This window comes from Arthrobacter globiformis NBRC 12137 (assembly GCF_000238915.1).
GTDB classification, from domain to species: Bacteria; Actinomycetota; Actinomycetes; order Actinomycetales; family Micrococcaceae; genus Arthrobacter; species Arthrobacter globiformis.
In genome coordinates, this window is sequence record NZ_BAEG01000085.1 from 1 (window position 1) to 25,263 (window position 25,263).

Below are 25,263 nucleotides of genomic sequence, written 5' to 3' on the forward strand. Positions count from 1 at the left end.
ACTAGAGTGATTTTTGTGAGTAACTCCGCCCGCTGGGAGCAGCCCCGCACGTCCCTGTTCACCGACCATTACGAGCTGACCATGTTGCAGGGGGCCCTCCATTCCGGCGCCGCGCATCGCAAGGCCGTGTTCGAGGCGTTCGCGCGCAGGCTCCCGGACGGGCGCCGCTACGGGATTGTGGGCGGTACGGGCAGGCTGCTGGACGGCATCATGGCGTTCCGGTTCGGCGAGGAGGAGCTCGAATTCCTGGCGCGCACCGGCGTGGTTAACAAGGAGACCCTCGACTACCTGGCCGATTTCCGCTTCACCGGCGACATCTGGGGTTACGCCGAGGGCGAGGCGTACTTCCCCAACTCCCCCATCCTGATCGTCGAATCAACGTTCGCCGAGGCGTGCATCCTGGAGACGTACATCCTGTCCGTCCTCAACCACGACAGCGCCATCGCCTCGGCGGCCTCCCGCATGGTGATGGCCGCCGGCCAGCGGCCCTGCATCGAGATGGGGTCCCGGCGGACGCAGGAGGAATCAGCCACTGCTGCCGCCCGTGCCGCCGTCATCGCCGGGTTCGACAGCACCTCAAACCTCGAGGCCGGGCTGCGGTACGGACTCAAGACCGTGGGCACCGCCGCGCACTCCTTCACACTCCTCCATGACACCGAGCGGGACGCCTTCGAGGCGCAGGTCGCCTCCCTGGGGGCCGGCACCTCGCTGCTGGTGGACACGTACGACGTCGAGGCCGCCGTCCGTACGGCCGTTGACATCGCCGGGGACAAGCTGGGCGCCGTGCGGCTGGACTCCGGCGACCTGGTAGAGCAGGCGCAGTGGGTCCGGCAGCTCCTCGATGACCTGGGCAACGAGCACACCCGCATCACGGTGACCTCGGACCTGGACGAATACGCGATTGCGGCACTGCAGTCCGCCCCCGTTGACTCATACGGGGTGGGCACCTCCCTCGTGACCGGCTCCGGGGCACCTACCGCCAGCATGGTCTACAAGCTGGTCAGCCGGACCAACGATGCCGGGGAGTTCGTCTCTGTGGCCAAGGCCGCCAAGAACAAGACGAGCAAGGGCGGGCGGAAGTACGCCCTCCGCCGGCTCAACGACAACGGTACGGCCACCCAGGAGCTCATCGGAGTGGGTCACCGGCCGGCGGACGACGGCAACGACCGGACGCTACTGCAGCAGTTCATCAAGAACGGCGAACTTTTGCCGGGCTGGACCGGCCACGAAGGGGTTCTGCGGGCGCGGCAGCGCCACGCCGATTCGCTGGCCGAGCTGCCGACGGTAGTCCACCGCCTGCACCGCGGCGAGCCGGCGATCCCCACAATCTACGAAGAGAACTGAGGACAACTGATGGCACGGGCACTCATCATCGTTGACGTCCAGAACGATTTCTGCGAGGGCGGCGCGCTGCCGGTGGAGGGCGGGGCCGCCGTGGCCGGGGCCATCAGCGAGTACGTCGAGAACCACCACGGCCAGTTCGACCACATCGTGGCCACGCAGGACTGGCACATCGATCCGGGCGCCCATTTCTCGGAAGCCCCGGACTTCAAGGACACCTGGCCGCCGCACTGCGTCGCCGGGACCCAGGGCGCCGAGCTCCATCCGGAGCTCGACACCGAACACATCCAGGCGTACTTCCACAAGGGCCTGTACACGGCGGCGTACTCCGGGTTCGAGGGCCTGCTGGCGCCGGAGGACGCCGTCCCCACCGGCGAACGGCAGCCCGGTTCGCTGCCCGGAGCGGCCGACCCCGGGTACGCACCGGAGGAAGACGCGATCGGCCTCGACGACTGGCTGCAGAGCCACGATGTGGAGGACGTCGTAGTGGTGGGCCTCGCCACCGACCACTGCGTCATGGCCACGTCGCTGGATGCGGTCCAGGCCGGCTACTCCGTCACCGTGATCAAGAGGCTGACAGCGGGCATCGCCGACGACCTCGATGACACCTACGCCGAAATGGAGCTGGGCGGCGTGGACCTCGAGTAGGTCCCCGCCCCGCTATTTCCTGCCGATGAACCAGTCCTGCAGCTTTTTCAGCCTGGACTGGAGCTGCTCCTCGTTCGCCTGTGCCACGGGAGGCCCGCCGCAAACAGTCCGGAGCTTCGTGTGCACCACCCCGTGCGGGGTGCCCGTCCGCGCAGACCAGGCCGCCACGTTCTTGGCAAGCTCGTTCCGCAGGTCCATCAGCATCCGGTGGTCCGGCACTGCAGGGGCGGCGGGCTCAGCTGCGGGGCCCTGGCGCTTCTTCCGGCCCTGCTGCTCGTGCTGCCGCTGGCGCAGCAGCATGCCCACCTGTTCGGCGTCCAGCAGGCCCGGGATGCCGAGGAAGTCGAGTTCGTCCTCGGAGCCAATGTCGCCTCCGGTGCCGAACTCGCCGCCGTCGAACAGCACCCGGTCGAAGGACGCCTGTGAATCCAGGGCCTCGAACTTGCCCTTGGTCAGGCTGTCCGAGGCCTTTTCCTCGCGGTTCGCCTCGTCCATCAGCGACTCTTCGAGGTCCATCAGGCCGTCGCCGTCATCGTTCTGCGGCCGGTCCAGGGCATGGTCCCGTTCGGCTTCCATGCTGTTGGCCAGCGCCATCAGCTGGGGAACGGACGGAAGGAAGACAGAGGCCGTCTCGCCCCGCTTCCGGGAACGCACAAAGCGCCCCACGGCCTGGGCGAAGAACAAGGGAGTGGACGTGGAGGTGGCGTAGACGCCCACCGAAAGGCGCGGCACGTCCACGCCTTCGGACACCATGCGCACGGCCACCATCCAGCGCTTGTCGCCCGCGCTGAACTCCTCGATCTTGTTGGAGGCCTTGGCATCATCAGACAGAATCACCGTCGGCGACTCGCCCGTGATCTTCTTGAGCTGGCCGGCGTACGCCCGGGCGTCCTCGTGGTCGGTGGCGATCACCAGGCCGCCGGCGTCGGGAACGGACCGCCGGACCTCGCTGAGCCGTTTGTCCGCTCCTGCCAGGACGGCGGGAATCCATTCCCCGGCCGGGTTCAGGGCGGTCCGCCAGGCCTGTGACGTGATGTCCTTGGTGACCGCCGCCTCGCCGAGGGAGGCGGCCATCTCGTCGCCGGCGCTGGTGCGCCAGCGCATTTGGCCCGAATACGCCATGAAGATGACCGGACGCACCACGTGGTCACGCAGCGCGTTGCCGTAACCGTAGGTGTAGTCCGACTTAGAGCGGCGGATGCCCTCGCGGTCCTCGGTGTACTCCACAAACGGAATGGGCGAGGTGTCCGACCGGAACGGCGTACCGGTCAGGGACAGCCGCCGGGCCGCGGGGTCGAAGGCCTCGCGGAGACCGTCGCCCCAGGACAGCGCCTCGCCGCCGTGGTGGATTTCGTCGAGAATCACCAGGGTGCGGGCGGCCTCGGTCTTGGCCCGGTGCAGCATGGGCTTGCTGGCCACCTGCGCGTAGGTCACGGCCACGCCGATGAACCCGCGGCCGTGCTGGCCGTCCGAATTCTTGAAGTTCGGGTCAATGGCGATGCCGACGCGCGCGGCAGCGTCAGCCCACTGCCGCTTCAGGTGGTCGGTGGGCGCGACGATGGTGACGCGGTTCACCGTGCCGGCCTCGATCAGCATGGAGGCCACCCTGAGCGCAAAGGTGGTCTTGCCGGCGCCGGGGGTGGCCACGGCCATGAAATCGCGCGGAGCCTTGCTGAAGTACAGGTCCAAGGCTTCCTGCTGCCAGGCACGGAGCTTCGGGGCGGTTCCCCAGGCTGCACGTTCCGGATAAGCCGGGGGCAGGGTGGGTCCGCCGAAGAGTGTCTCCGTCACTATTTGTTGTTGCCTGAGTCTCCGCCGGACCCGCTGCCGCCGTCGTTGCCCGGGCGGAGGCCCTCATAGACCTCTTTGCACATCGGGCAGACCGGGAACTTCTGCGGATCCCGTCCGGGCGTCCAGACCTTGCCGCACAGCGCGATCACCGGTTCGCCGGTCATGGCGGACTCCATGATCTTTTCCTTGCGCACGTAATGTGCAAAGCGCTCACGGTCGCCGGGCTCCACTTCCTGGCGCAGTTCCTCGCGCTCAATCGTTGCGGTGGACGATCCGGCGCCGGAAAGCTCACGCATGGGGTCGTTGTCGAGAGGATCCGTCATGCTACTCATGGCATCCATCTTAGCCGTTCCGCAGGTTCGGCCGCGGGAGGACCCGGGCGCAGGTTGCGGTCAGAGGCCCTGCCACGCCGGTTTGTGCTCGTAGGTGTGCCGGTAGTAGTCGGCGAGCTTCAGTGACGACGCCGCGGCCTCGTCCAACACGATGGAGGCGTGCGGGTGCAGCTGCAGGACCGAGGCAGGGCAGATCGCGGCAAGGGGTCCCTCCACCAGGTCGTGGACGGCCTGCGCCTTTTGGGCTCCCGTGGCCAGCAGGATGGCGTGCCGCGACTCGAGGATGGTGCCCAGCCCCTGGGTCACCACGTGGTGTGGAACCTCGTCCAGGCTGCGGAAGAAGCGGGCGTTGTCGCGCCGGGTCTGCTCGATGAGCGACTTGATCCGGGTGCGGGATGCCAGGGACGACCCCGGCTCGTTGAAGCCGATGTGCCCGTCGGTGCCAAGGCCCAGAAGCTGCAGATCGATGCCGCCGCGCTCCCTGATCCGGTCCTCGTAGGCACGGCAGGCCGCAGGGATGTCGGCGGCGCTTCCGTCCGGTCCGAGGACATTGTCCGGGTCGATGTTGACCCGGTCCGCGAAGTCGCGGCGGATCACCTCCCGGTAGGACTCCGGGTGTCCGGGTTCCAGCCCGACGTACTCATCGAGAGTGAATCCGCAGGCACGGCTGAAATCCAGGCCGGCCTGCTCGTGGCGCCGGGCGAGTTCGTCGTAGACCGGCAGCGGCGATGATCCCGTGGCAAGCCCCAGCACGGCGTCGGGCTTGTTCCGCAGCAGGTTCTCCACTGCGTCCGCGACGAGGGAGGCAATCTGCCTGCCGCCCGGAAGTATGACGACCTCCATTTTCGGCCTTTCTCTCGGCTGTCCTGCTAGTCAACCACGGCGGGCCGCCGCCCGGCAGATGAATTCAGCCGTTGGCTGTTCTCAGCGGTTGACAGTGACCTGGGCCAGCAGCTCCGGGCCGCGGGCATCGAGCCACCGCCCGCCCAGCCGGACCCCCACAATGAACAGTGCAGTGCCCAGGACGGGCCCCAGTGCCAGGTTGATCCAGCCAAATAACGGGTCTCCGGTGAGCACCTGCGCGAGGACCAGGCCGGCCTCCGGGAGGACCAGCACCAGAAGGACACCCATTCCGCCGAACTGGACGGCGAGTGTCTGCCCCACGTTTCCCGGGGGCTTCTTGAACGGGCTGTCGCCGGGAAGCGGCACGGCAATGGTGTAACGGGCGGACACCACGGATGACAGGCCCAGCCCGGTCAGCAGCACTCCCACGGACATCCCGAGGATGGAAGGCCACCACGCCCAGTCGGCCATGATGAAGAACGGCACGACGGCGAGGATCAGCACCGTGGGCAGCGCGAACGCCAGACAGGCCAGCGCGCGCCCCAGCCGGTCATGGACTCCCCGCACACCGGCGGCGACGTGCAGGGCAAAAGCGGTGTTGTCGTAGGACACGTCCCCCGAAATGGACCATGCCAGGAGGAACGCCGTGAGCGGACCGGTGATCATCAGAACGCCGTAGTCGTTGGTCTGGCTGCCTTGGAAAGCCAGTACAACGGGCAGCAGCGGAATGACCACCAGCGAACCGGAATACCGGGGATCACGGAACCAGTAGGTCAGGGCACGTGCCGTGACGGCACCGGCCGGCGTCGCGGGCAGAAGGGAGAACAGCCCCAGCCGCCCGCCCTTCCGGCGGCTGCTTCCGCTGTAAGGCGGCGTGACCAGGGCACGTTCCAGCAGCAGCTTCCAGCACCAGGAAAGGCCCGCCAGCGTAGCCGCGGCAATGAGCAGCTTGAGTCCCGCCGTGCCCGGCCGTCCGGCTTCGAGATCGCCGCCCAGCGACCAGGCAGCCCCCAGCGGCGTCCAGGAAATCCTGCCGGCCAGGTCGGACAGGAAGGCCCCGGAACCGGCCATGCCCTGGAAGATGCCAGCGGTGATCGGACCCAGGAGAACCAGGGGAACCATGAAGGCGATGCCGCTGACGTCCCTGAACCGCCGTGAGGCCGCCAGGCTCGACGTCGCCGTAGTGACGACCCGGCAGAACACCACGCAGGTCAGCACGCCAAGGACGGCGCCAACGAGCGCGCCCGCAGCTGGCAGGACACCGCGGGAGAAGGTGACCACGGTGGCCAGGGCGACGATTGAGGTGGCCAGGCCCGGAAGCCCGATGAGGCCGCCGAGCGCGAGGCCGGCCAGAAGCTGCGGCATGGGCACGGCCGACGTCGTGAACCGGGCAGGGTCCAGCGTCATGTCCACGGCCGAGGCAATGACCGGCACAATTCCCCAGCCCAGCAGGGCCGCCGAGCCGCCCAGCACCACGACGGTCTGGGCCAGGCCCGGGTCCTGCTGCCGGAGCAGGACCAGCAGCACCACGCACATGCCGACGATGAAGAGCGCATACAGTCCGCCGAACGCCAGCCCCACCAGTTGCCAGGGGCTCCGCCGCAGGCCGTTCCGGAGCAGCGTGAGCTTCAGCCTCAGGAGGTGCGCAACCATTCGAGCCCCTCCGTCTGGCTCCTGCCGCCCACGAGCTGCACGAACCGTTCTTCCAGGGTGGCGCCGGCACGCACCTGGTCGACCGTTCCGGCGGCCAGGATCCGGCCGCCGGCAATCACGGCCACGTGGTCGCACATCCGCTGCACGAGGTCCATCACATGGCTGGACACGATCACGGTGCCGCCCGTGGCCACATACCTGTCCAGAATGTCCCTGATGTTGGCCGCGGAGACGGGATCCACGGATTCGAAGGGCTCATCCAGCACCAGGATCTTTGGCGCGTGGATCAGCGCGGAGGCCAGCGCGATCTTCTTCGTCATGCCGGCGGAGTAATCCACCACGAGGGTGCCCGCGTCCTGGCTGAGGTCCAAAGCTGCGAGCAGCTCCCCCACCCGGGCGGCCACGACGTCCCGGTCCATGCCCCGGAGCAGCCCGGCGTAGGTGACCAGCTGCTCACCGCTGAGCCGGTCAAAGAGCCGCACCCCGTCGGGCAGGATACCCATCAGCTTCTTGGCTTGCAGCGGCTGCGCCCAGACATCCACCCCGTGGACCACCGCCGTGCCGAAGTCCGGGCGGAGAAGGCCCGTGGCCATGGAGAGGGTGGTGGTCTTGCCGGCGCCGTTGGGCCCGACGATGCCGAAGAACGAACCGGCGGGAACGTCGAGGCTGATGCCGTCCACCGCGATCTTGGTGCCGAAGCGCTTGGCAAGCCCCCTGATCGAGAGGGCTATTAGGGGAGTGCTCATGCACTTACCCTAGCCGCGGCCTCTCACCGGGGGGATCCTCCGGAAGGAGTAGAAACCCGGCAGGGCCGTCCGTCAAAAGGAACGGCGCGGCACGGCCCGTTCATACTGCGGCGCCCAGCGCAGGTTGTGGCCGAGTTCAAAGGCGGCCCGGAGCCACCAGTGCGGATCCCGCAGTGCCGCCCGGGCGATAAAGACGCCGTCAGCCTGTCCGGTGGCCACCACATGCTCCGCCTGGTCCGGGGACGTCAGGAGCCCCACGGTGCCGGTGGCGACTCCTGTTTCGCGGCGGATCCGGGCCGCGAATTCCGTCTGGTAGCCCGGTCCCGGCTGGATCTGCTGGTGTGCCACCGCCCCGCCGCTGGACACGTCCACGAGGTCCACGCCCCGCGCGGCGGCCTGCGCAGCCAGGCTCACCGAGTCCTCGACGCTGATTCCGCCCTCTGCCCAGTCGGTTGCCGAAATGCGAAGCAGCAGTGGCATGGACTCCGGGATGACGTTGCGGACCGCGTCGATGACGGCCAGGGTCAGCCGGCTCCGCCCTTCCGCAGTGCCGCCCCAGGAGTCGGTGCGGTCATTGATCAGGGGGCTTTGAAACTGGTGAAGGAGATATCCGTGGGCACCGTGCAGTTCGATGGTGTCGAAGCCGATGTCCACGGCACGGGACGCTGCGGCGGCAAAGTCGGCGATGACGCCCCGGATGTCATCCTCCGTCATGGCGGCGGGCGGCGCGTAGCCGTCGAAGGCCTGAGGGCCCGGACCCACCGTCTCCCAGCCGCCGTCGGACGCCGGAACCGACCCGCTCCGGCCGGAGAACGGCCAGTACGTCGACGCTTTGCGTCCTGCATGGGCGAGCTGCACACCGATCTTGGTGTCGGCGACACCGTGGCGGTGCACGAAGCTGACGATCCGCTCCCAGCCCAGCGCCTGCTCGTCGTTGTACAGCCCCGCGTCCCGCGGACTGATGCGCCCCGCGGCATTCACTGCCGCAGCCTCGGTCAGGATGAGGGCCGCTCCCCCGGCGGCGAACGACCCCAGGTGCATGAGGTGCCAGTCGTTGGGCACCCCGGCGGCTCCGTCGGGTTCGCAGCTGTACTGGCACATCGGCGAAACCCAGCCGCGGTGCTGCAGTTCCAGGGACCGCAGCTTCAGAGGCTGGAACAGTGCGGGCACCGCCACTAAAACAGCACCCGCGCCAGGGCCTGGCGGGCCTTGCCCACGCGTTCGTCCGTGGTCCCGACAACTTCGAACAGCTCGAGCAGGCGCACGCGGGCGGTCTCGCGTTCCGGCCCGAAGTTCCTGCCAATGAACGCGACCACGCGGTTCAGGGCATCCTCCACGTGGCCACCGGCGATGTCGAGGTCGGCCACGCCCAGCTGGGCCGTGAGGTTGTCGGGTTCATCCGCGGCGAGCTGGCGCAGGGCCTCGCCCTCGGGTCCGGAAAGGCTCTGCAGGCGTTCCATGAGTTCCACCTGCGCCAGGCCTGCCTTGGCCTCGGCATCCGCCGGCATCTCGGCGAGCGCCTGCCGGTAGGCAACGGCCGCAGCAGCGTAGTCGCCGTCTTCAATGGCGTCGAAGGCCTTCTGGTGAAGCGGCGGCAGCGGGGCCGGGGCGGGTTCTTCCGATGAATCTGCGCCGCCCCCGACGTTGCCGGTCACCCCGTTGGCGGCGGCAACCGTCAGCAGTTCGTCCAGCAGGGGGCGGATCTGCTGCTCGTCCGCGCCACCCTGGAAGAGCGGAACCGGCTGGCCCTTGAGCACGGCGACGGCGGTGGGGACGGCCTGCACCTGGAAGGCCTGAGCCAGTTGCGGGAACGCTTCGACGTCCGCAGCGGCGAGGACCAGCCGGCCGCCGTAGCTCTGGATGTTCCGGTCAAGCGCATCCAGCACGCCGGCCGATTCGGGCGAATAGGAGGCCCAGAGGACAAACACCACAGGCACCTGGGCGGACAGTTCGATAAGGCTCTGGAAGTTTGCCTCGGTGACCTCCACCCGGAGGGCGGGACCGCCGTCCGCCCGCTGGGCCTGGGGGTCACCTGCCGCGGGGGCATTGCTCGGCGCCGGCGGCGCCGGCCGCTGCTTGAGGGAGGAGAGATCGACGGCGCCGCGAAGGTTAAGCTGGCTCGCGGCCGAAGGGACAGGGCGGGAAGCTGGCGAACTCATAGCTCCCACTCTAGCCACAAGAGCGGCCGCGGTAAGCACCGCGGCCGCTCCAGTGACGGCAGGTTTACGGAAAGCCGTTCCCTACTTGACGCTACTTGAAGCTGGCGCCAACCAGTCCGCGCGTGGCGGCCACCAGCTTCATCGGATCCTTCGAGTCGGCCGGCGGCACGTACACGGCCACGGACTCGGCGAACTTCAGCACCATGCCGGTCGTGGTTTCCTTGCCGCCGGCGAGGACGGCCGCATCGTTGCCGATGGACAGCTTGTCGCCTTCCGCCTTGGGGGTGCCATCGAAGTTGAAGGTCAGGCGGCCGAGGACCAGGGCCCCGCCGTCCTCCGTGCGGAACACGACAGTGTTCTCCGGAACGACCTTGTGCGTGAACGCGAACTTGCCGTCCACGCCGTCCTTCACAATGTCAGCCTGGTAGGAGAGCGTGTCCGCGATGTACGGGGAGGACTCCCCTTCCACCAGCTTGCTCTTGAACGTGGAGTTGGACTTGGTCAGCCGGTCCGCCAGGCCGGCGAGCGCTTCCTGCCCGCTGTAAAGCAGGCCGGACTTGTCGCCCGCGGCAAGCGACTCGGTGCCGCCGCGTACGATCGCCGGGAACGTGGTGCCGGGCTGCAGCGGCGACGTGCCCACGAGCTTGTAGTTCTCCCGCGGGGACTGCTGCACGAGCGTGAGCAGCTGCGGCACGACGTTTCCTTCACCCTGGGTGACGGCCAGGACGGAGCGCGGCCATTCGCGCTTGTCCGTGACCACCGTGGTCAGCAGCTTCGTGGAACGCACGGGCATGCGTGCGTCGTAGGAGGCCACACGCGACCTGATCTTGTAGTTCTGGGTGCGGACCTCGAGTTCCGTCCCGGCAACGCGGGCGGCAAGCTTCTTGGCGTCCTTCGCGGCGTCGCCAGCGTCGGTGGCGCTGGCCACCTGTTCCAGGATGCGGCGGAACTGGGCGTCCAGGACCACGGGCGTGCCGCCGGCCTCGGGGGCCGCGGCCGCGCTCGTGGTGGGTGCCGCGGACGTGGAGGCCGGGGCAGACGACGTGCTGGCCTGCGCGGCAGCAGCGCCGCCGGCAAGGACAGCGGCGGTGGTGGCCGCAACCACCACGCTGAGCCGGGCGGAGGAGGACCGTTCGCCGGCCTTGGCCGCCGCCTTGGCGCGGGCGCGCCGGGCGAACGGGCTGCCCAGCTTGTCGCTGGCCTTGCCAGCGGGTCCGTTGCTTGAGGACCCGGCGTCGGATGACCCGCCGTCGCGGGACGCCCCGCCCTTGGGCTTGAGGACCAGCAGTGCTCCGCCGGCAAGGACCAGGAGTCCGCCGAGGACCATGAGAGGCACGGCCCAGGGCATGGAGGTGTCATTGGGGAACGTCATGGAAACGGACGACGGCGCGGGCTTCTTTCCGTCCGCAGCGAGCAGCAGGGACCAGTCGCCGTCGGCCGGGGCGGACCAGGTGTAGTCAAGCTCGCCGCTGGCGTTCTCGGTGCTGACCCAGAGGTCAGAGCCGGCCGGCGACGGCGCGTTGGCTTCGCCGTCGGTGTGCTTTACCTGCAGCGACTTCTTGTCGTCGGAGATTCCGGTGACCGTGTTGTGGGCGGTCTTGCCCACCCAGGCGTCGACGTCATCCGGGCGTCCTGCCGCGAGCAGGAAGCTGCCCTCGCCCTTGACCCTGATGCTGACCGTTCCACCCTCGAGGGTGCGCAGCTTCTGGTCGATAACGGTCAGGGGCGCGGCTTCGCCGGCGGAAGCCGTTGCCGTCACTGTCTCGGCGGGGGCCCAGAAGGTCTTCTGCCCGATGCCGGCCAGCAGTGTCAGGAGGCCGAGCAGCACAAGTGCAACTGCAGTCTTGAAACGCAAAGGAATACCTATCATCAGCGGGGGTTTACCTCCAATAGTAACCGTTTCGTTACCAATAAGCCGGATCGGGGGGTTCGGGAGCTCCGCCGCCACCCCCGGGAGACGCCGCCCGCCCGGCTATTCACAAGGCTGCTGATAGTGTTTGCGATGATCATCACACCCGGCCCGCAGCCGCGGCGCCACGGACGGTAAAGGCATCAAAGAGCAGTGACTGAACACACGGATCCGTCCATGCACGGCCCCGAAGATCTGCCCGACGCCGACTCCCCCCAGGGCCCGCCGGCTTCGCCGGACACTGCTGCACACAAGGCGGCAGCACCGGGCACCGCGCCGCAGCCCGCACCACCGCACATGACCCACAAGACAAAAGGCCGGCCAGCTGCCCTGGGCGCGGTATTGCGGCGCCTTCGCCAGCCAATCCCCGGCGCCCAGCCCAGGCTCCGGTTCGAGTTCCCGCCGGAGCATCCCGACACCGTCGAGGCAGAGCTACCCGAGGACACCGCACGCTTCGGTTCCCCCGGGCCCCGCATCTCGGCCCAGCACCCGCTGTACCTGGGGTTTATGGGCACCGTGGGCGTGGGCCTGGCCCTCCTGGTCTACTGGATTGGTTCCCACACCACCCAGCTCCTGCTGTGGATCGTGGCCGCCCTGTTCATCGCCCTCGGCCTGGACCCGGTGGTGCGCTGGCTGGAGGGCCGGAAGATCCCCCGGCCCGCCGGCATCCTCGTGTCCGTGTCCGTGCTGATGATCGCGGTGGTCGGTTTCTTTGCCACCCTCATCCCCACGATCGTCGAGCAGGTGACCGAGCTGGTGAAGCAGGCCCCGGTGTGGGTGCGGGACTTCATCAACTCCGATTTCTTCCGGACCCTGGACAACCAGTTCGGCGTCCGCGACCGCATCAGCGAGGAGCTGGACAAGTTCGTCAAGAACCCGGAGGCCATGAGCGGCATCTTCGGCGGCGTCCTCGGTTTCGGGTCAACGGTGGCCAACGGCCTCTTCGGCACGCTTATCGTGCTGGTGCTCAGCCTGTATTTCCTGGCCGCCCTGCCGGCGATGAAGAAGTGGGGCTACCGGCTGGCGCCGCGGTCCCGGCGGGCACGCGTCGAGGCGCTGTCCGAGGAGATCACCCGCTCTGTGGGCAACTACGTCATCGGCCAGGCTGTGGTCGCCCTCCTTAACGCCACCTTCGCCTTCATCGTCATGTCGATCATCGGCGTGCCGTTCGCCGTGCTGCTGACCTTCGTTGTGGCGCTGCTGGCCTTTATTCCACTGGTGGGCGGACTGATCGCCGGCGTGGTGGTCATCCTGATCACCCTGACGCTGGGCTGGCAGTCCGCCCTGGCCTACGCCATCTGCTACTTCGCCTACCTGCAGTTCGAGGCGTACTTCATCTCGCCGCGCATCATGCAGAAGGCCGTGGCAGTGCCCGGCGCCGTCGCCGTCATCTCGGTGATTGCCGGCGGCAGCCTGCTCGGCGTCCTGGGGGCACTCATTGCCATCCCGACGGCGGCTGCCACCCTGCTGCTGATCAAGGAGATCTACATCGTCCGCCAGGACAAGCACTAGGCACAGGTCAGCACGAGCTTAGACGGCGGCGGTCGCCACCGGGCCTTCCCACTCCTGCGGGAGGCCTGCGGCTCCCGAGCCGTCGGGCGTGACGTCGTCGACGATCTCGTTCAGCACGCGGGCGGCCTGCTTTTCCCCCACCCAGAGGTGCTTGGCGCCGTCGACCCCCACCACCCTGGCCTGCGGCACAAGGCCGAACCGCGCCTCTGCGGCGGCGGGCCGGAGGTAGTCGTCGTGCTCGGGCACCAGGACCGTCAGGGGCTTGCCGGCGTCCGCCCACTGCCGCAGGTGCTCGTCGGTGGCGCGGTGCAGCGGCGGGGACAGCAGCACGGCGCCCTCCACCTGGGATGCCACCGGTTCCACGGCGCCGTACATGAGGGCGAGTTCGGTGCCGAAGGACCAGCCCACGAGCCAGCGGTTGGGCAGCCCCCGTTCGACGGCGAAGCGCACCGCCGCCTCCACGTCGTACCGTTCGCCGATGCCTTCTTCAAACGCTCCGTCACTGGTGCCGCGCGGCGAGGACGTGCCCCGGGTGTTGAAGCGCAGTACGGCCACCCCGGCCAGTGCCGGCAGCCGGTAGGACGCCTTGCGGTATACGTGGGAATCCATGAAGCCGCCGTGCGTGGGCAGCGGGTGCAGGGTGATCAGCGTGGCAGTGACCGGGCCCGACTCCGGCAGCGCCAGTTCGCCCACCAGTGTGTGGCCGTCCTCGGTGCGGATTTCGATGTTCTCGCGCCGGGCGGGAAGCACCGTGGAGGCGCGGATCGCGGTGGCTGCTGATGGCTGGCTGAAAACGTACGACGCCGGGTCAAAAGTCATGCGCACCAGCTTATCTTCCGGCCGGGTTGCCAAGGGCACGGGTCACTGTACGTTACCGGTACCGGAAGTTGCGGGACGTCCAGCAGTTGGTGTGCCAGTGGCGCCGCTCGGCCAGCCCCGCGGCAGCTCCGAACAGATGGTCGTCAGCCCAGACCACAAGGTGGGCGATTCCCGGCAGCACAGCGGTGGAGCAGCCCGGGCAGATATACGTCTTTTCGGCATTGCGGGCCGTCATGGTCCGCACCATCCAGTCGCCGTCCGGCGCACTTTCCCTGCGGGCGAATCCCGCCCGGGCCCGTTCCAGGTCAAGTTCCGGCGCGGGACCTGCGCCGTGCTTTCCACCGCCCAGGCCATTGCCGGCCGCACCGCGCCCGGATTTGGAGCGGCGGGGACGGTTGGAGCGGGGCATGCCTCCATTCTGCCTTAGCCGGCGGCCCTGCCCCGCCCCGGATGACACCGTGCTACTGCACGTTGCTGGGACAGAAACTGCAGGGGCTTCTGCGGAGAAGGTATGGTGTAGGGCGTGCGTCTCGTCATAGCCCGTTGCTCTGTTGATTATGTTGGCCGGCTCAAAGCCCATCTCCCCCTCGCCACCCGGCTCCTGCTGGTGAAGGCCGACGGTTCCGTGCTGGTGCACTCCGACGGCGGCTCTTACAAGCCCCTGAACTGGATGAGCCCGCCCGCCGTTCTCCGCGTCACCTCCCCGGAGGACGCCGACGTCGAAGTTGGCGTCGTCGAGCAGTGGACCGTGCAGTCGGCCAAGACCGACGACAGGCTCATCATCAACATCCATGAGCAGATCCACGACAGCTCCCATGAACTGGGGCACGACCCCGGCCTGATCAAGGATGGCGTCGAGGCAGACCTGCAGCGGCTCCTCGCCGACCAGATCGAAACCCTCGGCGAAGGGTTCTCCCTGATCCGGCGGGAGTACTTCACCGCCATCGGGCCCGTGGACATCCTCGCCCGGGATGCCGGCGGCGCCACGGTGGCCATTGAACTGAAGCGCCGCGGCGACATCGACGGCGTGGAGCAGCTGACACGGTATCTGGAACTGCTGAACCGGGATCCGCTGCTGGCGCCGGTGCGAGGCATATTCGCCGCCCAGCAAATCAAGCCTCAGGCAAGAGTGCTCGCGACGGACCGCGGCATTGACTGCGTGACCCTGGATTACGACGCGATGCGGGGCGTGGACGACATCGAATCCCGGCTTTTCTGACAGTACGGGTCCGTAGCCACGGGGTGATCAGGCGTTTACTCGGGATTTGCCCAAAATTTGCCGGAATTCGCGTTTTGCCCGTTGACCAGACGGTTTGCCCATGAAATTCTTGTATCAGTCTTTGTGTAGGTGTTTTTCATGCTCGCAAGACATGTTGCGAGCGCGAAGCTCCTGCAACGCAATTCCGGTTATCGGGGGTGCAGGCCAGGATTCTTCTCGCGGAGTAACCAAGACCAGTACGAGGTGTGCTGGCCTTAAAAAGTTCCATACTGAGGAGAAATAAATGGCACAGGGAACCGTCAAGTGGTTCAACGCTGAAAAGGGCTTCGGCTTCATCACCCCGGACGACTCCGATGGCGATGTCTTCGTTCACTACTCCGAGATCCAGACCGGCGGCTTCAAGACCCTCGACGAGAACCAGCGCGTTCAGTTCGAAATCGGCCAGGGTGCCAAGGGCCCCCAGGCTACGGGCGTAACCGTCGTCTAATTGGTTCCAAAACAAATGATCCTCGGCATTCGTGCCGGGGATCATTTTTTGTCACTAATATTTTCAGGTCTTGAAACATTCACGGCGGCCTTAGCGCCAGGTCCCCACGCCGATGACCGGCCCGGCTTCCAGCCATGAGGACAGGCCCGTGTAGGCGTCGAACTTCATGGCCAGGAAGACGTCCTGGCCCTCATAGCGAAGCTCCACGATCACGACGTCGGGCTGCACCTTGACCAGCTCCGCCTCCGTGGGCTGGCGCCGGCCCAGCAGCTCAAGCGAGCTCCGTTTGAAGCGGTGGCGGGGCCGGACGCTCAGCGACAGGAGTTTGAACCACTCAAGTTCATTGTCCTGATAACGACAAACCCCCATCCGCCAGCTTTTTCCAGCCGTACGAATGGAGGCGTCCACCGTGCCGAGGGCGCGCCGCAGGTTGAAGCGGCGCACCCCAAACAGGCACAGCGTAAAAATCAGCACCGCAAACACGGTTGCTATGGCGATGAACGGAAAGGAAGAAACGTCCATCAGGGTTGTGCTATCGGATCCCCGCAGTGGCCGCGTCACCCAGCTGGGCGTTGTCAGCAACAATGACCACCCGGTTGTTGTCGACGGAGAAGAACCCGCCGTCGACATCTACGGCAATGCGGTCGCCGGTAACCGGCTCGATTGCCAGCTGTCCCTCGGCCAAAATCGCCAGCACGGGCGAGTGGCCGGGCAGGATTCCGATCTCACCATCACTGGTGCGGGCCTTGACCATCTTGGCCGCCCCGGACCACACGAAGTGGTCCGCTGCGACAATCTCAACCTCAAGCTCAGCCATATTACTTGGTCTGTTCCTGAATCTTGGCCCACTGGCGCTCAACGTCATCCAGGCCACCGACGTTGAAGAACGCCTGCTCTGCAATGTGGTCGAGTTCGCCGTCGCAGATCGCCGCGAAGCCTTCCACGGTGTCCTTGATGGAAACGGTGGAGCCCTCAACGCCCGTGAACTGCTTGGCGGTGTAGGTGTTCTGGGACAGGAACTGCTGGATACGGCGCGCACGCGACACGACGATCTTGTCCTCTTCGGACAGTTCGTCGACACCGAGGATGGCGATGATGTCCTGGAGTTCCTTGTTCTTCTGCAGGATCTGCTTCACACGGACAGCCGTGTTGTAGTGGTCCTTGCCGATGTACTGCGGGTCCAGGATTCGGGACGTCGACGTCAGCGGGTCCACAGCCGGGTACAGACCACGGGAGGCGATTTCACGGGAAAGTTCCGTGGTGGCGTCCAGGTGTGCGAACGTCGTGGCCGGTGCCGGGTCGGTGTAGTCATCTGCGGGGACGTAGATGGCCTGCATCGAGGTGATGGAGTGGCCCTTGGTGGACGTGATGCGCTCCTGGAGGAGGCCCATCTCGTCGGCAAGGTTCGGCTGGTAACCCACAGCGGAGGGCATGCGGCCCAGCAGGGTGGAAACCTCGGAACCAGCCTGCGTGAAGCGGAAGATGTTGTCGATGAAGAGCAGCACGTCCTGGTTCTGGACATCGCGGAAGTACTCCGCCATGGTCAGGGCGGACAGTGCCACGCGCAGACGCGTTCCCGGCGGCTCGTCCATCTGGCCGAACACAAGGGCGGTGTCCTTGAGGACGCCTGCCTCTTCCATTTCAACCCAGAGGTCGTTACCTTCACGGGTACGCTCGCCGACACCGGCGAACACGGAAGTACCACCGAAGTTGCGGGCAACACGGGTGATCATTTCCTGGATCAGAACGGTCTTGCCCACGCCGGCGCCGCCGAACAGGCCGATCTTTCCACCCTTGATGTACGGGGTGAGAAGGTCGATGACCTTGATGCCCGTTTCGAGCATTTCGGTGGAACCCTCGAGGGATGCGAAGGACGGGGCCTTGCGGTGGATCGGCCAGTGGTCCGAAGCCTGGATCTCGGACTCGTCGACGTCCAGCGGCTTGCCGAGGACGTTGAAGATGTGGCCCTTGACGCCGTCGCCAACAGGCACGGTGATCGGGGAACCGCTGTCCACCACGGACGTGCCGCGGACCAGGCCGTCGGTGGCCTGCAGGGAGATAGCGCGGACGAGGTTGTCACCCAGGTGCTGGGAGGTCTCGAACGTGATGGTCTTGGTCTCACCGTTGAGAGTGATCTCGGTGGTGAGTGCGTTGTAAATCGAGGGGATTGCGTCAGCCGGGAATTCGACGTCGACAACCGGGCCAATAACACGTGCGATACGGCCGGTGGCACCGGCCGTGGCTGCTACGTGTTCGGTAGCGGTGGCAGTCATCTCTCTCACTTCACTCGTAGATGGCGTGGGGTTAAGTTTATCTTTTGGTTGCAGGGGTCCGGGACCGGTCCGGCTACGACGCGAGTGCGTCGGCGCCGGCCACGATTTCGGAAAGCTCCTGCGTAATCTCTGCCTGGCGGGCGGTGTTGCGCAGACGCGTGTACTTCTTGATGAGGTCCGTGGCGTTGTCGCCGGCGGATTTCATCGCCCGCTGGCGGGCAGCAAGCTCGGAAGCCGCTGCCTGCAGCATGGCCGCGAAGATACGGGATTCGATGTAGCGCGGCAGCAGCGCGTTGAGCACCTGTTCCGGCTCCGGTTCGAATTCGTAAAGCGGCAGCAGTTCCGATTCGGACGTCGCCTGCTCTTCCACGACTTCGAGGGGAAGAAGTCGGATGACGGTCGGCTCCTGGGTCACCATGGACTTGAAGCGGGTGTACACAACGTGGATCTCGTCCACGCCGCCCTCTTCGAAATCAATGGCGAAGTCCTCAAGCAGTGCCGCGCCGATTTCCTGTGCCGTGGCAAACTCAGGGGCATCGGTGTTGCCGGTCCAGACGCGTCCGTAAGGACGGTTCCGGAAATCGAAGTAAGCCTGCGCCTTGCGGCCCACCAGATACGTCTTGACTTCCTTGCCTTCGGCACGGAGCAGTTCGTTCAGGCCTTCGGCCTGCTTGAGCACGCTGGCGGAGTACGAGCCTGCGAGGCCGCGGTCCGAGGTAATTACCAGGACGGCGGCCCGGCGGATGTTCTCCGGCTCGGTGGTCAAGGGGTGGTCGATTTCGCTCTGGCTTGCGACGGCGGAAACAGCGCGCGTGATCGCGTTCGCGTAAGGCAGTGAAGCTGCTACCCTGGCGCGGGCCTTGCCGATGCGCGAGGTAGCGATCAGTTCCATCGCCTTGAAGATCTTGCGCATCGACGTCGTCGAGCTGATCTTCTGACGGTAGACCCGGATCTGGGCTCCCATACTTATCCTTTCCTAAGATCCCGATGGCCGGGACTGCCGGACCCCCGAAGGGTTCCGGCAGTCCCTGCCAGCGAAACTAGCGCTTCTGCCTGACGATTTTTTCCTGGTCGACCTGACCCTCCGAGATAGCTTCATGCTCCTCGTGGCCTGCGCCTACCAGCTTGTCGTCGCCCTCGCCGAAGAAGCCCTTCTTGAAGTCCACGATGGCGGTCTTCAGTGCTGCCACGGTGTCATCGTCCAGGACGTTGGTCTGCGCCAGCGTCGTGAGGATCGAGGACTTGTGCTTGAGGTGCTCCAGGAACTCGGACTCGAAGCGGCTGATGTCCTCAACCGGAACGTCGTCCAGGTAGCCCTGGGTACCGGCCCAGATGGACACAACCTGGTTCTCGACCGGGAACGGCGAGTACTGGCCCTGCTTGAGCAGTTCCATCAGGCGCGCACCGCGGGTCAGCTGCTGGCGGGATGCGGCATCGAGGTCCGATGCGAACATCGCGAACGCCTGCATGTCGCGGTACTGGGCGAGGTCCAGCTTCAAGGTACCGGAGACCTTCTTCATGGACTTGACCTGGGCGGCACCGCCAACGCGGGACACCGAGACACCAACGTCAACAGCGGGACGCTGGTTGGCGTTGAAGAGGTCCGACTGCAGGAAGATCTGGCCATCGGTAATGGAGATCACGTTGGTCGGGATGTAGGCCGAAACGTCGTTTGCCTTGGTTTCGATGAGCGGAAGGCCGGTCATCGAACCGGCGCCGAGCTCGTCGGAGAGCTTGGCACAACGCTCCAGGAGGCGGGAGTGCAGGTAGAAGACGTCGCCCGGGTAGGCTTCGCGTCCCGGCGGGCGGCGGAGCAGCAGCGACACGGCGCGGTAGGCTTCGGCCTGCTTGGACAGGTCATCGAACACGATGAGGACGTGCTTGCCGCCGTACATCCAGTGCTGGCCGATGGCCGAACCGGCGTAGGGGGCAAGGTACTTGAAGCCGGCCGGGTCAGAAGCCGGGGAGGCAACGATCGTGGTGTACTCGAGCGCTCCGTTGTCCTCAAGGGTCTGGCGGATTGCTGCGATCGTCGAAGCCTTCTGGCCGATCGCGACGTAAACGCAGCGGACCTGCTTGGTCACGTCACCGGAAGCCCAGTTGTCCTTCTGGTTGATGATCGTGTCGATGGCAATAGCGGACTTGCCCGTCTGGCGGTCACCAATGATCAGCTGGCGCTGGCCGCGGCCGATCGGAATCATGGCGTCGATTGCCTTCAGGCCGGTCTGCATCGGCTCGTGCACAGACTTGCGCTGGGTAACGCCCGGTGCCTGGAGTTCCAGAGCACGGGTGGTCTCGGCCTTGATCTCGCCGAGGTCGTCGATGGGCACACCCAGGGGGTCCACCACGCGGCCGAGGAAGGCGTCGCCGACCGGGACGGACAGAACCTGTCCGGTGCGGTGGACTTCCTGGCCCTCTTCGATGCCAGTGAAGTCACCAAGTACGATGACACCGATCTCGCGCACGTCGAGGTTCTGGGCGAGGCCCAGGGTGCCGTCTTCGAAGCGAAGCAGCTCGTTCGCCATGACCGAGGGAAGGCCCTCAACACGGGCGATGCCGTCACTTGCGGTGGTCACACGGCCGACCTCTACGCGCTCTGCGTTTCCGGGTTCGTAGGACGCCGCGAATTCGTTCAACGCATTACGGACGTCGTCGGCGTTGATGGTCAATTCGGCCATCTGCAGTCCCTGCTCTCCTGTATTCGTGATCATCGTTGCTCACGATGACCGGGGTTTCTATCAGTTGTGTGGTGCTTGTCCGGCTAGCCGGCCAGCTGGCGCTGAAGGTCGTTCAGGCGGGCGAGGACCGAAGCGTCTACCACTTCATCCCCCACCTGGACACGGATGCCGCCGATCAGCGTGGGATCAACGTTGACGTTGACCTTCAGCTCGCGCCCGTAGAGGGAGTTCAGTCCCTGCTGCAGGCGGCTTGCCTGCGTCTCCGTGAGGGGACGCGTGACGTTGACCGTCGCAATCCAGCGCCGCTGGCGCTTGGCGGCGAGCTCGGCGAAACGGCTTACGAGCTTCGTCGCCTTGATGCCACGGGGTTGTGCCACTGCCTGTCCAATGAGGACCTTGGCTTCCTCGCTTGCGGCAGGAACCAGCCTTTCGGCCAGTGTGATCTTTGCTGCGGCGCTGGCCTGCGGTTCAGACAGGGCACGCTGCACCTCGTGGCTGGAAGCCACGGCCTGGTTGAAGGAGAAAAGATCGTTCTCCAGTTCTTCCAGACCGGTAATACCGGAGGCAGAAACGGCCGACTTGTTTTCGGCAACGGCGATAACCACCGTTGCGGCAAGCGTCTCGAGTGCATCGCCGATGTCACGCGCCGATGCCCAGCGTGAGCTGGCCAGACCGGCAGCGATGTCCACGGCTTCGGCGGAAACTTTCCCGCCGAAGAGCTGCTTGATCAACCCGGACTTTTCCTCACCGTTGCGCGAGGGGTCAGTCAGGGCGCGGCGCAAGCCAGCCGAGCTGTCTACCGCTGCCAGGATCCCGAAAAGTTCCTTTGCCAACTGCAGCGATGCAAACGGAAGCTTTGGCTCCAGCTCGGTCAGCGCCTTGGTCAGCGATTCGCTCGATACACCTGCCATTACTTAGCTACACCTGCGTTCTGGGACTCCAGATCGGCCAGGAAGCGGTCAACAACGCGTGCTGCGCGTGCGTCGTCCTCGAGGGTCTCCCCAACGATGCGGCCCGCAAGCGTGGTGGCAAGAGTGCCAACCTCTGAACGCAGCGACACAACTGCCGCCTGGCGCTCGGATTCGATCTGCACGTGTGCCTGGGCGGTGATCCGCGCAGACTCGGCTGCAGCCTTCTCCTTCAGTTCCGCCAGGATCTGAGCGCCTTCGGCACGTGCTTCCTCGCGGATGCGGTTGGCCTCGGCACGGGCATCAGTGAGCTGCTGCTTGTACTCTTCGAGTGCGGCAGAAGCCTCAGCCTGTGCCTTCTCAGCCTTGGCGATGCCGCCCTCGATGGCCTCGGCACGCTCTGCGAACGTCTTCTCGAACATCGGGACAACGAACTTGACCACGATGAAAAAGAGGACAGCAAAGCCGGCGAGGACGACGCCCATTTCCCAAAGATTGGGAACGAGCGGGTTAGCCGCCTCGGCGCCTTCAGTGGCGGCTGAGATGATCAGCTGATTCATGTTTCACCCGTCCTTATCTACTCGGTTCTGAATGTTCGCTTAGTTCTGAAGGTTTACTTGAGAACGAAAGCGAAGACCAGGCCCAGGATGGCGAGGGCTTCAGTCAGCGCAAGGCCGAGGAATGCGATCGGCTGCAGGACGCGCTGAGCTTCCGGCTGACGTGCCACACCGTTGATGTAGGCGGCGAACACGAGACCCACACCGATACCACCGCCGATGGCCGAGAGACCGTAGCCGATGAGGTTGAGGGAGCCGTTGATGGAGCCTTCCATTTTTCTTCCTTTCAAGATGCCATGTATATGGCAGGTTGTTTGGGTTGCTTCATCCCCGCGAGGGGAAGTTTGAGGTGCCTAGTGGCTGTCGGCGTGGAGTGCGCCTTCGATGTAGATCGCGGTCAGCAGGGTGAACACGTACGCCTGCAGCGCCATGATCAGCGCTTCCAGCATGTACATGGCAATCGCACCGGCGAGGACCAGGACCGAGGTGCCCTTGAGGAGGACGTTCTCCTGCATGACGAGGTATTCGATGCCGGAACCGGCGATCATGACAATCAGGTGGCCGGCCAGCATCGTGGCGAACAGACGGAGGCTGTGCGTGACCGGGCGGACCAGGAAGTTGGAGATGATCTCGATCGGAATGACGATCGGCAGGATGTAGACCGGGACACCGGAGGGAACGGTGGCGAGCTTGAAGTAGCGCAGGCCGTTCTTCTTGATGCCGATGCCGATCCAGGTGACATACACGATGGCTGCCAGCACGTAGGCGCCGCCGACGTGCGAGAAGCTCGGGAGCTGGATCAGCGGGATTGCGCCGTAGATGTTGTTCACCAGGATGAAGAAGAACAGGCTGAACAGCAGCGGGACGTACTTGATGAAGTCCCTGCCGCCGATGATGTCCTTGGCGATGCTGTTGCGGACGAAGCCGTAGGCGGCTTCACCTGCGAACTGCAGCTTGCCGGGAACGAGCTGCTGCTTCCGTGCAGCGAGCACAAAGAATGTGGCGATAATGACGACGGACAGGATAACCAGCAGCATCTGCTTGGAGAATCCGTCTGCCGCACCCCACGGCAGGATTGCCGGCAGGTGCATTTCTTCAATTCCGGGAGGTGTGAACTCTCCTGAATTTTGGGCCGGGAGCGCAAGCGCGATCAACGCGTTTCCTCTCTGCAGTGTCCATCGTTGGGCGTTGGTCGGGTTCCGGCGCGCGTCATGCTTGCCCTCCCCCTCGTGAAATTATTTGGCATTACTGTTCCCGTCCTCGGACGGGCCGCTGGCTGCACCGTTCCCGCCAGTTGGTTTCCTTGAACTGGTGAGGCCGTGCATATGGGACAGATAGAACCCTCCCGCTGCTCCAAGCAGAGCGCCTGCGAGCACAATCCAGCGGGTTCCCCACAGATAATCCAGTCCCCACCCTATCAAACTCCAGACGATGATTCCGCCAATAATGTAGCTAAAGACGGCCATTCCAGCGTTGTAACCGCCGTCGGAATTTTCGCCGGGTACAGCGGCAGGACCGGGCATCGGTTCGGGTGTCCCGGGTTCGTTTTTCCCGGGGTGTTTGTCCTTGGACATCAGCGCTTTCCCCCGTTCCCGTTGGCGTCGCCGTCCGGTTCGGGGTCGTTGAAGATCTGCAGCCGGGCTTTGCTGAAACCGTAGATCTCGGCCGCCTGCCAGGTGACCACGGCCACGACGGCGCCAATGACGAACCAGCGGCCGTGCAGCCAGCCGGGAGCACCGACGGCGAACAGCACCACGGCGAAACCGATGACCTTGACGAAGTATGTCGCCACGAACAGGCCGACGGCACCCGAGGGGTTGTTACGCCCCACGAAGTGTCCGATCAACAGGCTGATCGCGAAGAACACGACCACCAGCAGGCCGCCGAGGCTGCTGGACACAACACCGGTCCAGCCGTTCAGCAGGGCAGCCACCACGCCGGTCAGGACCAGGGCGCCACCGGCTACTGCAGAACTCAGTCCAAGCAGGCCGAGCCAGAGCGACCGCGTGGGCCCGGAGACGCCAACGGATCCTTTGCCGGACACAGGTCCGGGCTCGGCGTTGGAGGTCATGCGAACCCAATCTTCGGGGCAGGGAGGAGTGGTGCAGGAAGAGCCTGCACCTGAATTCTACACGAGATAGAAATTTTCCAAAAAGCGCCTATTACTCGGACGCCTGTCCCACTCCGGTGTTCTCGCCGCGGCGGCTCAGGTATGGCCAGGCCGTGACCAGACCCATGACCAGCGTGGCGGCGACCATTATTGCCAGCACGACCTGCCAGGGGTAGACGGCAAAGGCCAGGCCGCCGAAGGACAGCACTGCCGCCCACAAATACAGGAGCATGACCGCAGTGCGGTGGGAGTAACCGATGTCCATGAGTTTGTGGTGCAGATGCCCGCGGTCGGCGGACCATGGTGAACGGCCGACGGCGGTGCGCCGCACCACCGCGAGGCACAGGTCCAGGAGCGGCAGGAACAGCACGGCAAACGGCAGCAGGATGGGGATGATCGTGGGAATACCGTTAACGCGGTCATAAAGCCCCGAGGTGATCTGGCCGGTGGAGACCACACCGGCTGACGCCATCAGCAGGCCTATCAGCATGGCGCCGGAATCCCCCATGAAGATCTTTGAGGGAAACCAGTTATGCGGCAGGAAGCCCAGGCAACTGCCCACGAGGACTGCCGTCAGCAGCGTGGCGAGGTCGGAACGGTCCAGGATCGGCGCGTTGCGGTGCACCCAGTAGGCGGTGAGGAAGAAGGCGGACCCGCCGATGACGGCTACCCCCGCTGCCAGCCCATCCAGCCCGTCGATGAAGTTGAACGCGTTCATCGTGACGACGATGAGGCCTGTGGTGAGGACGATGTTGACCGGGTCCGAATCGAAACGGATCGGCTCCGGAATGAACGGGATGATGGTCATGCGTACACCCCAGACGGCCACCACGAGCGCGGCGAAAGCCTGCCCGATCAGCTTGACCCACCAGCGAAGGTCCAGGAGGTCGTCCGCCACTCCCACCAGCACGATGACGGCAGCACCCGCCAGCACACCCCACGGAGCGCCGTTGTTCCGGAAGATGTCTTTGACGAAGAAGGACTGGCTTGCCACGGCCAGCGCCACCAGTACGCCGGCGAAAATCCCCAGCCCGCCGAGCCGCGAGACGGGGCTGGAGTGCATGTCACGGCTGCGGATCGGGGCGAACAGTTCAAGCCGGTCGCCGATCAGCCGCGCACCCCAGGTTGCCCCGTAGGAGACGATCGCCGCTGTCAGCATCATGGACAGGTACATGATCATGGCGCGGCCACCGTTCCGGTGGCGCTGTGCCAGCTGGCGCAGCGCTTGCTGGTGGCGCAGCGCACGACGCTGCCGCGTTGCAAGCTGAAAGGCTGCGG

Annotated in this window: 27 protein-coding genes; 5 read left to right on the plus strand and 22 right to left on the minus strand. The window is 65.6% G+C overall.

The window, feature by feature from the left end; all coding sequences use genetic code 11:
* Window positions 1-15 precede the first annotated feature (15 nt).
* Both ARGLB_RS16695 and ARGLB_RS16700 read left to right on the plus strand, forming a co-directional pair.
* Window positions 16-1,344, plus strand: coding sequence for a nicotinate phosphoribosyltransferase (locus tag ARGLB_RS16695; protein WP_043419637.1), 1,329 nt, complete (start codon window positions 16-18; stop codon window positions 1,342-1,344).
* A gap of 9 nt (window positions 1,345-1,353) precedes the next feature.
* Window positions 1,354-1,989, plus strand: a complete 636-nt coding sequence (locus ARGLB_RS16700) for an isochorismatase family protein (protein WP_003804746.1) — start codon at window positions 1,354-1,356, stop codon at window positions 1,987-1,989.
* Between the two features lie 12 nt (window positions 1,990-2,001).
* Here ARGLB_RS16700 and ARGLB_RS16705 read toward each other — a convergent pair whose 3' ends face one another.
* The 8 genes from ARGLB_RS16705 to ARGLB_RS16740 all read right to left on the minus strand — a co-directional run bounded on the left by ARGLB_RS16705 (window position 2,002) and on the right by ARGLB_RS16740 (window position 11,383).
* Window positions 2,002-3,780 (minus strand): DEAD/DEAH box helicase, encoded by a 1,779-nt coding sequence (locus ARGLB_RS16705; protein ID WP_003804747.1) that lies wholly within the window; start codon window positions 3,778-3,780, stop codon window positions 2,002-2,004.
* Window positions 3,780-4,121, minus strand: a complete 342-nt coding sequence (locus ARGLB_RS16710) for a DUF3039 domain-containing protein (RefSeq protein ID WP_043419568.1) — start codon at window positions 4,119-4,121, stop codon at window positions 3,780-3,782. Before ARGLB_RS16710 ends, ARGLB_RS16705 begins: the two co-directional genes overlap by 1 nt.
* A gap of 51 nt (window positions 4,122-4,172) precedes the next feature.
* Complete coding sequence (gene nagB / locus ARGLB_RS16715) at window positions 4,173-4,955, minus strand: glucosamine-6-phosphate deaminase (protein WP_003804752.1); 783 nt, start codon at window positions 4,953-4,955, stop codon at window positions 4,173-4,175.
* Between the two features lie 81 nt (window positions 4,956-5,036).
* On the minus strand, window positions 5,037-6,608 hold the full coding sequence (locus ARGLB_RS16720) for a hypothetical protein (protein WP_003804754.1): 1,572 nt from the start codon (window positions 6,606-6,608) through the stop codon (window positions 5,037-5,039).
* Complete coding sequence (locus ARGLB_RS16725) at window positions 6,590-7,354, minus strand: ABC transporter ATP-binding protein (protein ID WP_003804756.1); 765 nt, start codon at window positions 7,352-7,354, stop codon at window positions 6,590-6,592. The genes ARGLB_RS16720 and ARGLB_RS16725 overlap by 19 nt, the downstream gene beginning before the upstream one ends.
* Window positions 7,355-7,426: 72 nt before the next feature.
* Window positions 7,427-8,524: an NADH:flavin oxidoreductase/NADH oxidase gene (locus ARGLB_RS16730; RefSeq protein ID WP_043419640.1), complete on the minus strand. Its 1,098-nt coding sequence runs from the start codon at window positions 8,522-8,524 to the stop codon at window positions 7,427-7,429.
* Window positions 8,525-8,529: 5 nt separating this feature from the next.
* Window positions 8,530-9,513 (minus strand): tetratricopeptide repeat protein, encoded by a 984-nt coding sequence (locus tag ARGLB_RS16735; RefSeq protein WP_003804759.1) that lies wholly within the window; start codon window positions 9,511-9,513, stop codon window positions 8,530-8,532.
* Window positions 9,514-9,604: 91 nt separating this feature from the next.
* Window positions 9,605-11,383, minus strand: coding sequence for a hypothetical protein (locus tag ARGLB_RS16740; protein WP_050934395.1), 1,779 nt, complete (start codon window positions 11,381-11,383; stop codon window positions 9,605-9,607).
* Between the two features lie 192 nt (window positions 11,384-11,575).
* On the opposite strand from ARGLB_RS16740, the gene ARGLB_RS16745 reads away from it, so the two are divergent.
* A complete protein-coding gene (locus ARGLB_RS16745; protein WP_003804762.1) occupies window positions 11,576-12,934 on the plus strand; it encodes an AI-2E family transporter in 1,359 nt (452 codons plus the stop codon).
* A gap of 18 nt (window positions 12,935-12,952) precedes the next feature.
* On the opposite strand, the gene ARGLB_RS16750 is transcribed toward ARGLB_RS16745, so the two are convergent.
* The gene (locus ARGLB_RS16750) at window positions 12,953-13,753 is read right to left on the minus strand and encodes an alpha/beta hydrolase (RefSeq protein WP_043419569.1); all 801 of its coding nucleotides are present in this window, start codon (window positions 13,751-13,753) and stop codon (window positions 12,953-12,955) included.
* Between the two features lie 52 nt (window positions 13,754-13,805).
* Window positions 13,806-14,162 (minus strand): Rv1322 family protein, encoded by a 357-nt coding sequence (locus tag ARGLB_RS16755; RefSeq protein WP_003804764.1) that lies wholly within the window; start codon window positions 14,160-14,162, stop codon window positions 13,806-13,808.
* 114 nt (window positions 14,163-14,276) lie between these two features.
* Here ARGLB_RS16755 and nucS point away from each other — a divergent pair, with 114 nt between their 5' ends.
* Both nucS and ARGLB_RS16765 read left to right on the plus strand, forming a co-directional pair.
* Complete coding sequence (nucS, locus tag ARGLB_RS16760; RefSeq protein WP_003804765.1) at window positions 14,277-14,972, plus strand: endonuclease NucS; 696 nt, start codon at window positions 14,277-14,279, stop codon at window positions 14,970-14,972.
* 283 nt (window positions 14,973-15,255) lie between these two features.
* Window positions 15,256-15,459: a cold-shock protein gene (locus ARGLB_RS16765; RefSeq protein ID WP_003804766.1), complete on the plus strand. Its 204-nt coding sequence runs from the start codon at window positions 15,256-15,258 to the stop codon at window positions 15,457-15,459.
* A 90-nt stretch (window positions 15,460-15,549) separates the two neighbouring features.
* On the opposite strand, the gene ARGLB_RS16770 is transcribed toward ARGLB_RS16765, so the two are convergent.
* The 12 genes from ARGLB_RS16770 to ARGLB_RS16820 form a co-directional block, all read right to left on the minus strand.
* Entirely contained in the window at window positions 15,550-15,981 is a 432-nt protein-coding gene (locus tag ARGLB_RS16770; RefSeq protein ID WP_003804767.1) for a DUF2550 domain-containing protein, read from the minus strand.
* Window positions 15,982-15,991: 10 nt separating this feature from the next.
* Window positions 15,992-16,276: a F0F1 ATP synthase subunit epsilon gene (locus ARGLB_RS16775; protein ID WP_003804768.1), complete on the minus strand. Its 285-nt coding sequence runs from the start codon at window positions 16,274-16,276 to the stop codon at window positions 15,992-15,994.
* 1 nt (window position 16,277) lies between these two features.
* The gene (atpD, locus tag ARGLB_RS16780; protein ID WP_003804769.1) at window positions 16,278-17,732 is read right to left on the minus strand and encodes a F0F1 ATP synthase subunit beta; all 1,455 of its coding nucleotides are present in this window, start codon (window positions 17,730-17,732) and stop codon (window positions 16,278-16,280) included.
* Between the two features lie 73 nt (window positions 17,733-17,805).
* On the minus strand, window positions 17,806-18,696 hold the full coding sequence (locus ARGLB_RS16785; protein WP_003804770.1) for a F0F1 ATP synthase subunit gamma: 891 nt from the start codon (window positions 18,694-18,696) through the stop codon (window positions 17,806-17,808).
* 76 nt (window positions 18,697-18,772) lie between these two features.
* Window positions 18,773-20,410 (minus strand): F0F1 ATP synthase subunit alpha, encoded by a 1,638-nt coding sequence (gene atpA / locus ARGLB_RS16790; RefSeq protein WP_003804771.1) that lies wholly within the window; start codon window positions 20,408-20,410, stop codon window positions 18,773-18,775.
* Window positions 20,411-20,493: 83 nt separating this feature from the next.
* On the minus strand, window positions 20,494-21,321 hold the full coding sequence (locus tag ARGLB_RS16795) for a F0F1 ATP synthase subunit delta (RefSeq protein ID WP_003804773.1): 828 nt from the start codon (window positions 21,319-21,321) through the stop codon (window positions 20,494-20,496).
* The gene (locus ARGLB_RS16800; RefSeq protein ID WP_003804775.1) at window positions 21,321-21,878 is read right to left on the minus strand and encodes a F0F1 ATP synthase subunit B; all 558 of its coding nucleotides are present in this window, start codon (window positions 21,876-21,878) and stop codon (window positions 21,321-21,323) included. Before ARGLB_RS16800 ends, ARGLB_RS16795 begins: the two co-directional genes overlap by 1 nt.
* A gap of 53 nt (window positions 21,879-21,931) precedes the next feature.
* Window positions 21,932-22,150, minus strand: a complete 219-nt coding sequence (gene atpE / locus ARGLB_RS16805; RefSeq protein WP_003804776.1) for an ATP synthase F0 subunit C — start codon at window positions 22,148-22,150, stop codon at window positions 21,932-21,934.
* 78 nt (window positions 22,151-22,228) lie between these two features.
* Window positions 22,229-23,029, minus strand: coding sequence for a F0F1 ATP synthase subunit A (atpB, locus tag ARGLB_RS16810; RefSeq protein ID WP_003804778.1), 801 nt, complete (start codon window positions 23,027-23,029; stop codon window positions 22,229-22,231).
* A gap of 81 nt (window positions 23,030-23,110) precedes the next feature.
* A complete protein-coding gene (locus ARGLB_RS22895) occupies window positions 23,111-23,398 on the minus strand; it encodes a hypothetical protein (RefSeq protein WP_083839693.1) in 288 nt (95 codons plus the stop codon).
* Window positions 23,399-23,448: 50 nt separating this feature from the next.
* Window positions 23,449-23,946: a hypothetical protein gene (locus tag ARGLB_RS16815; RefSeq protein ID WP_003804781.1), complete on the minus strand. Its 498-nt coding sequence runs from the start codon at window positions 23,944-23,946 to the stop codon at window positions 23,449-23,451.
* Between the two features lie 91 nt (window positions 23,947-24,037).
* Entirely contained in the window at window positions 24,038-25,165 is a 1,128-nt protein-coding gene (locus ARGLB_RS16820) for an MraY family glycosyltransferase (protein ID WP_003804784.1), read from the minus strand.
* Window positions 25,166-25,263: the final 98 nt, after the last annotated feature.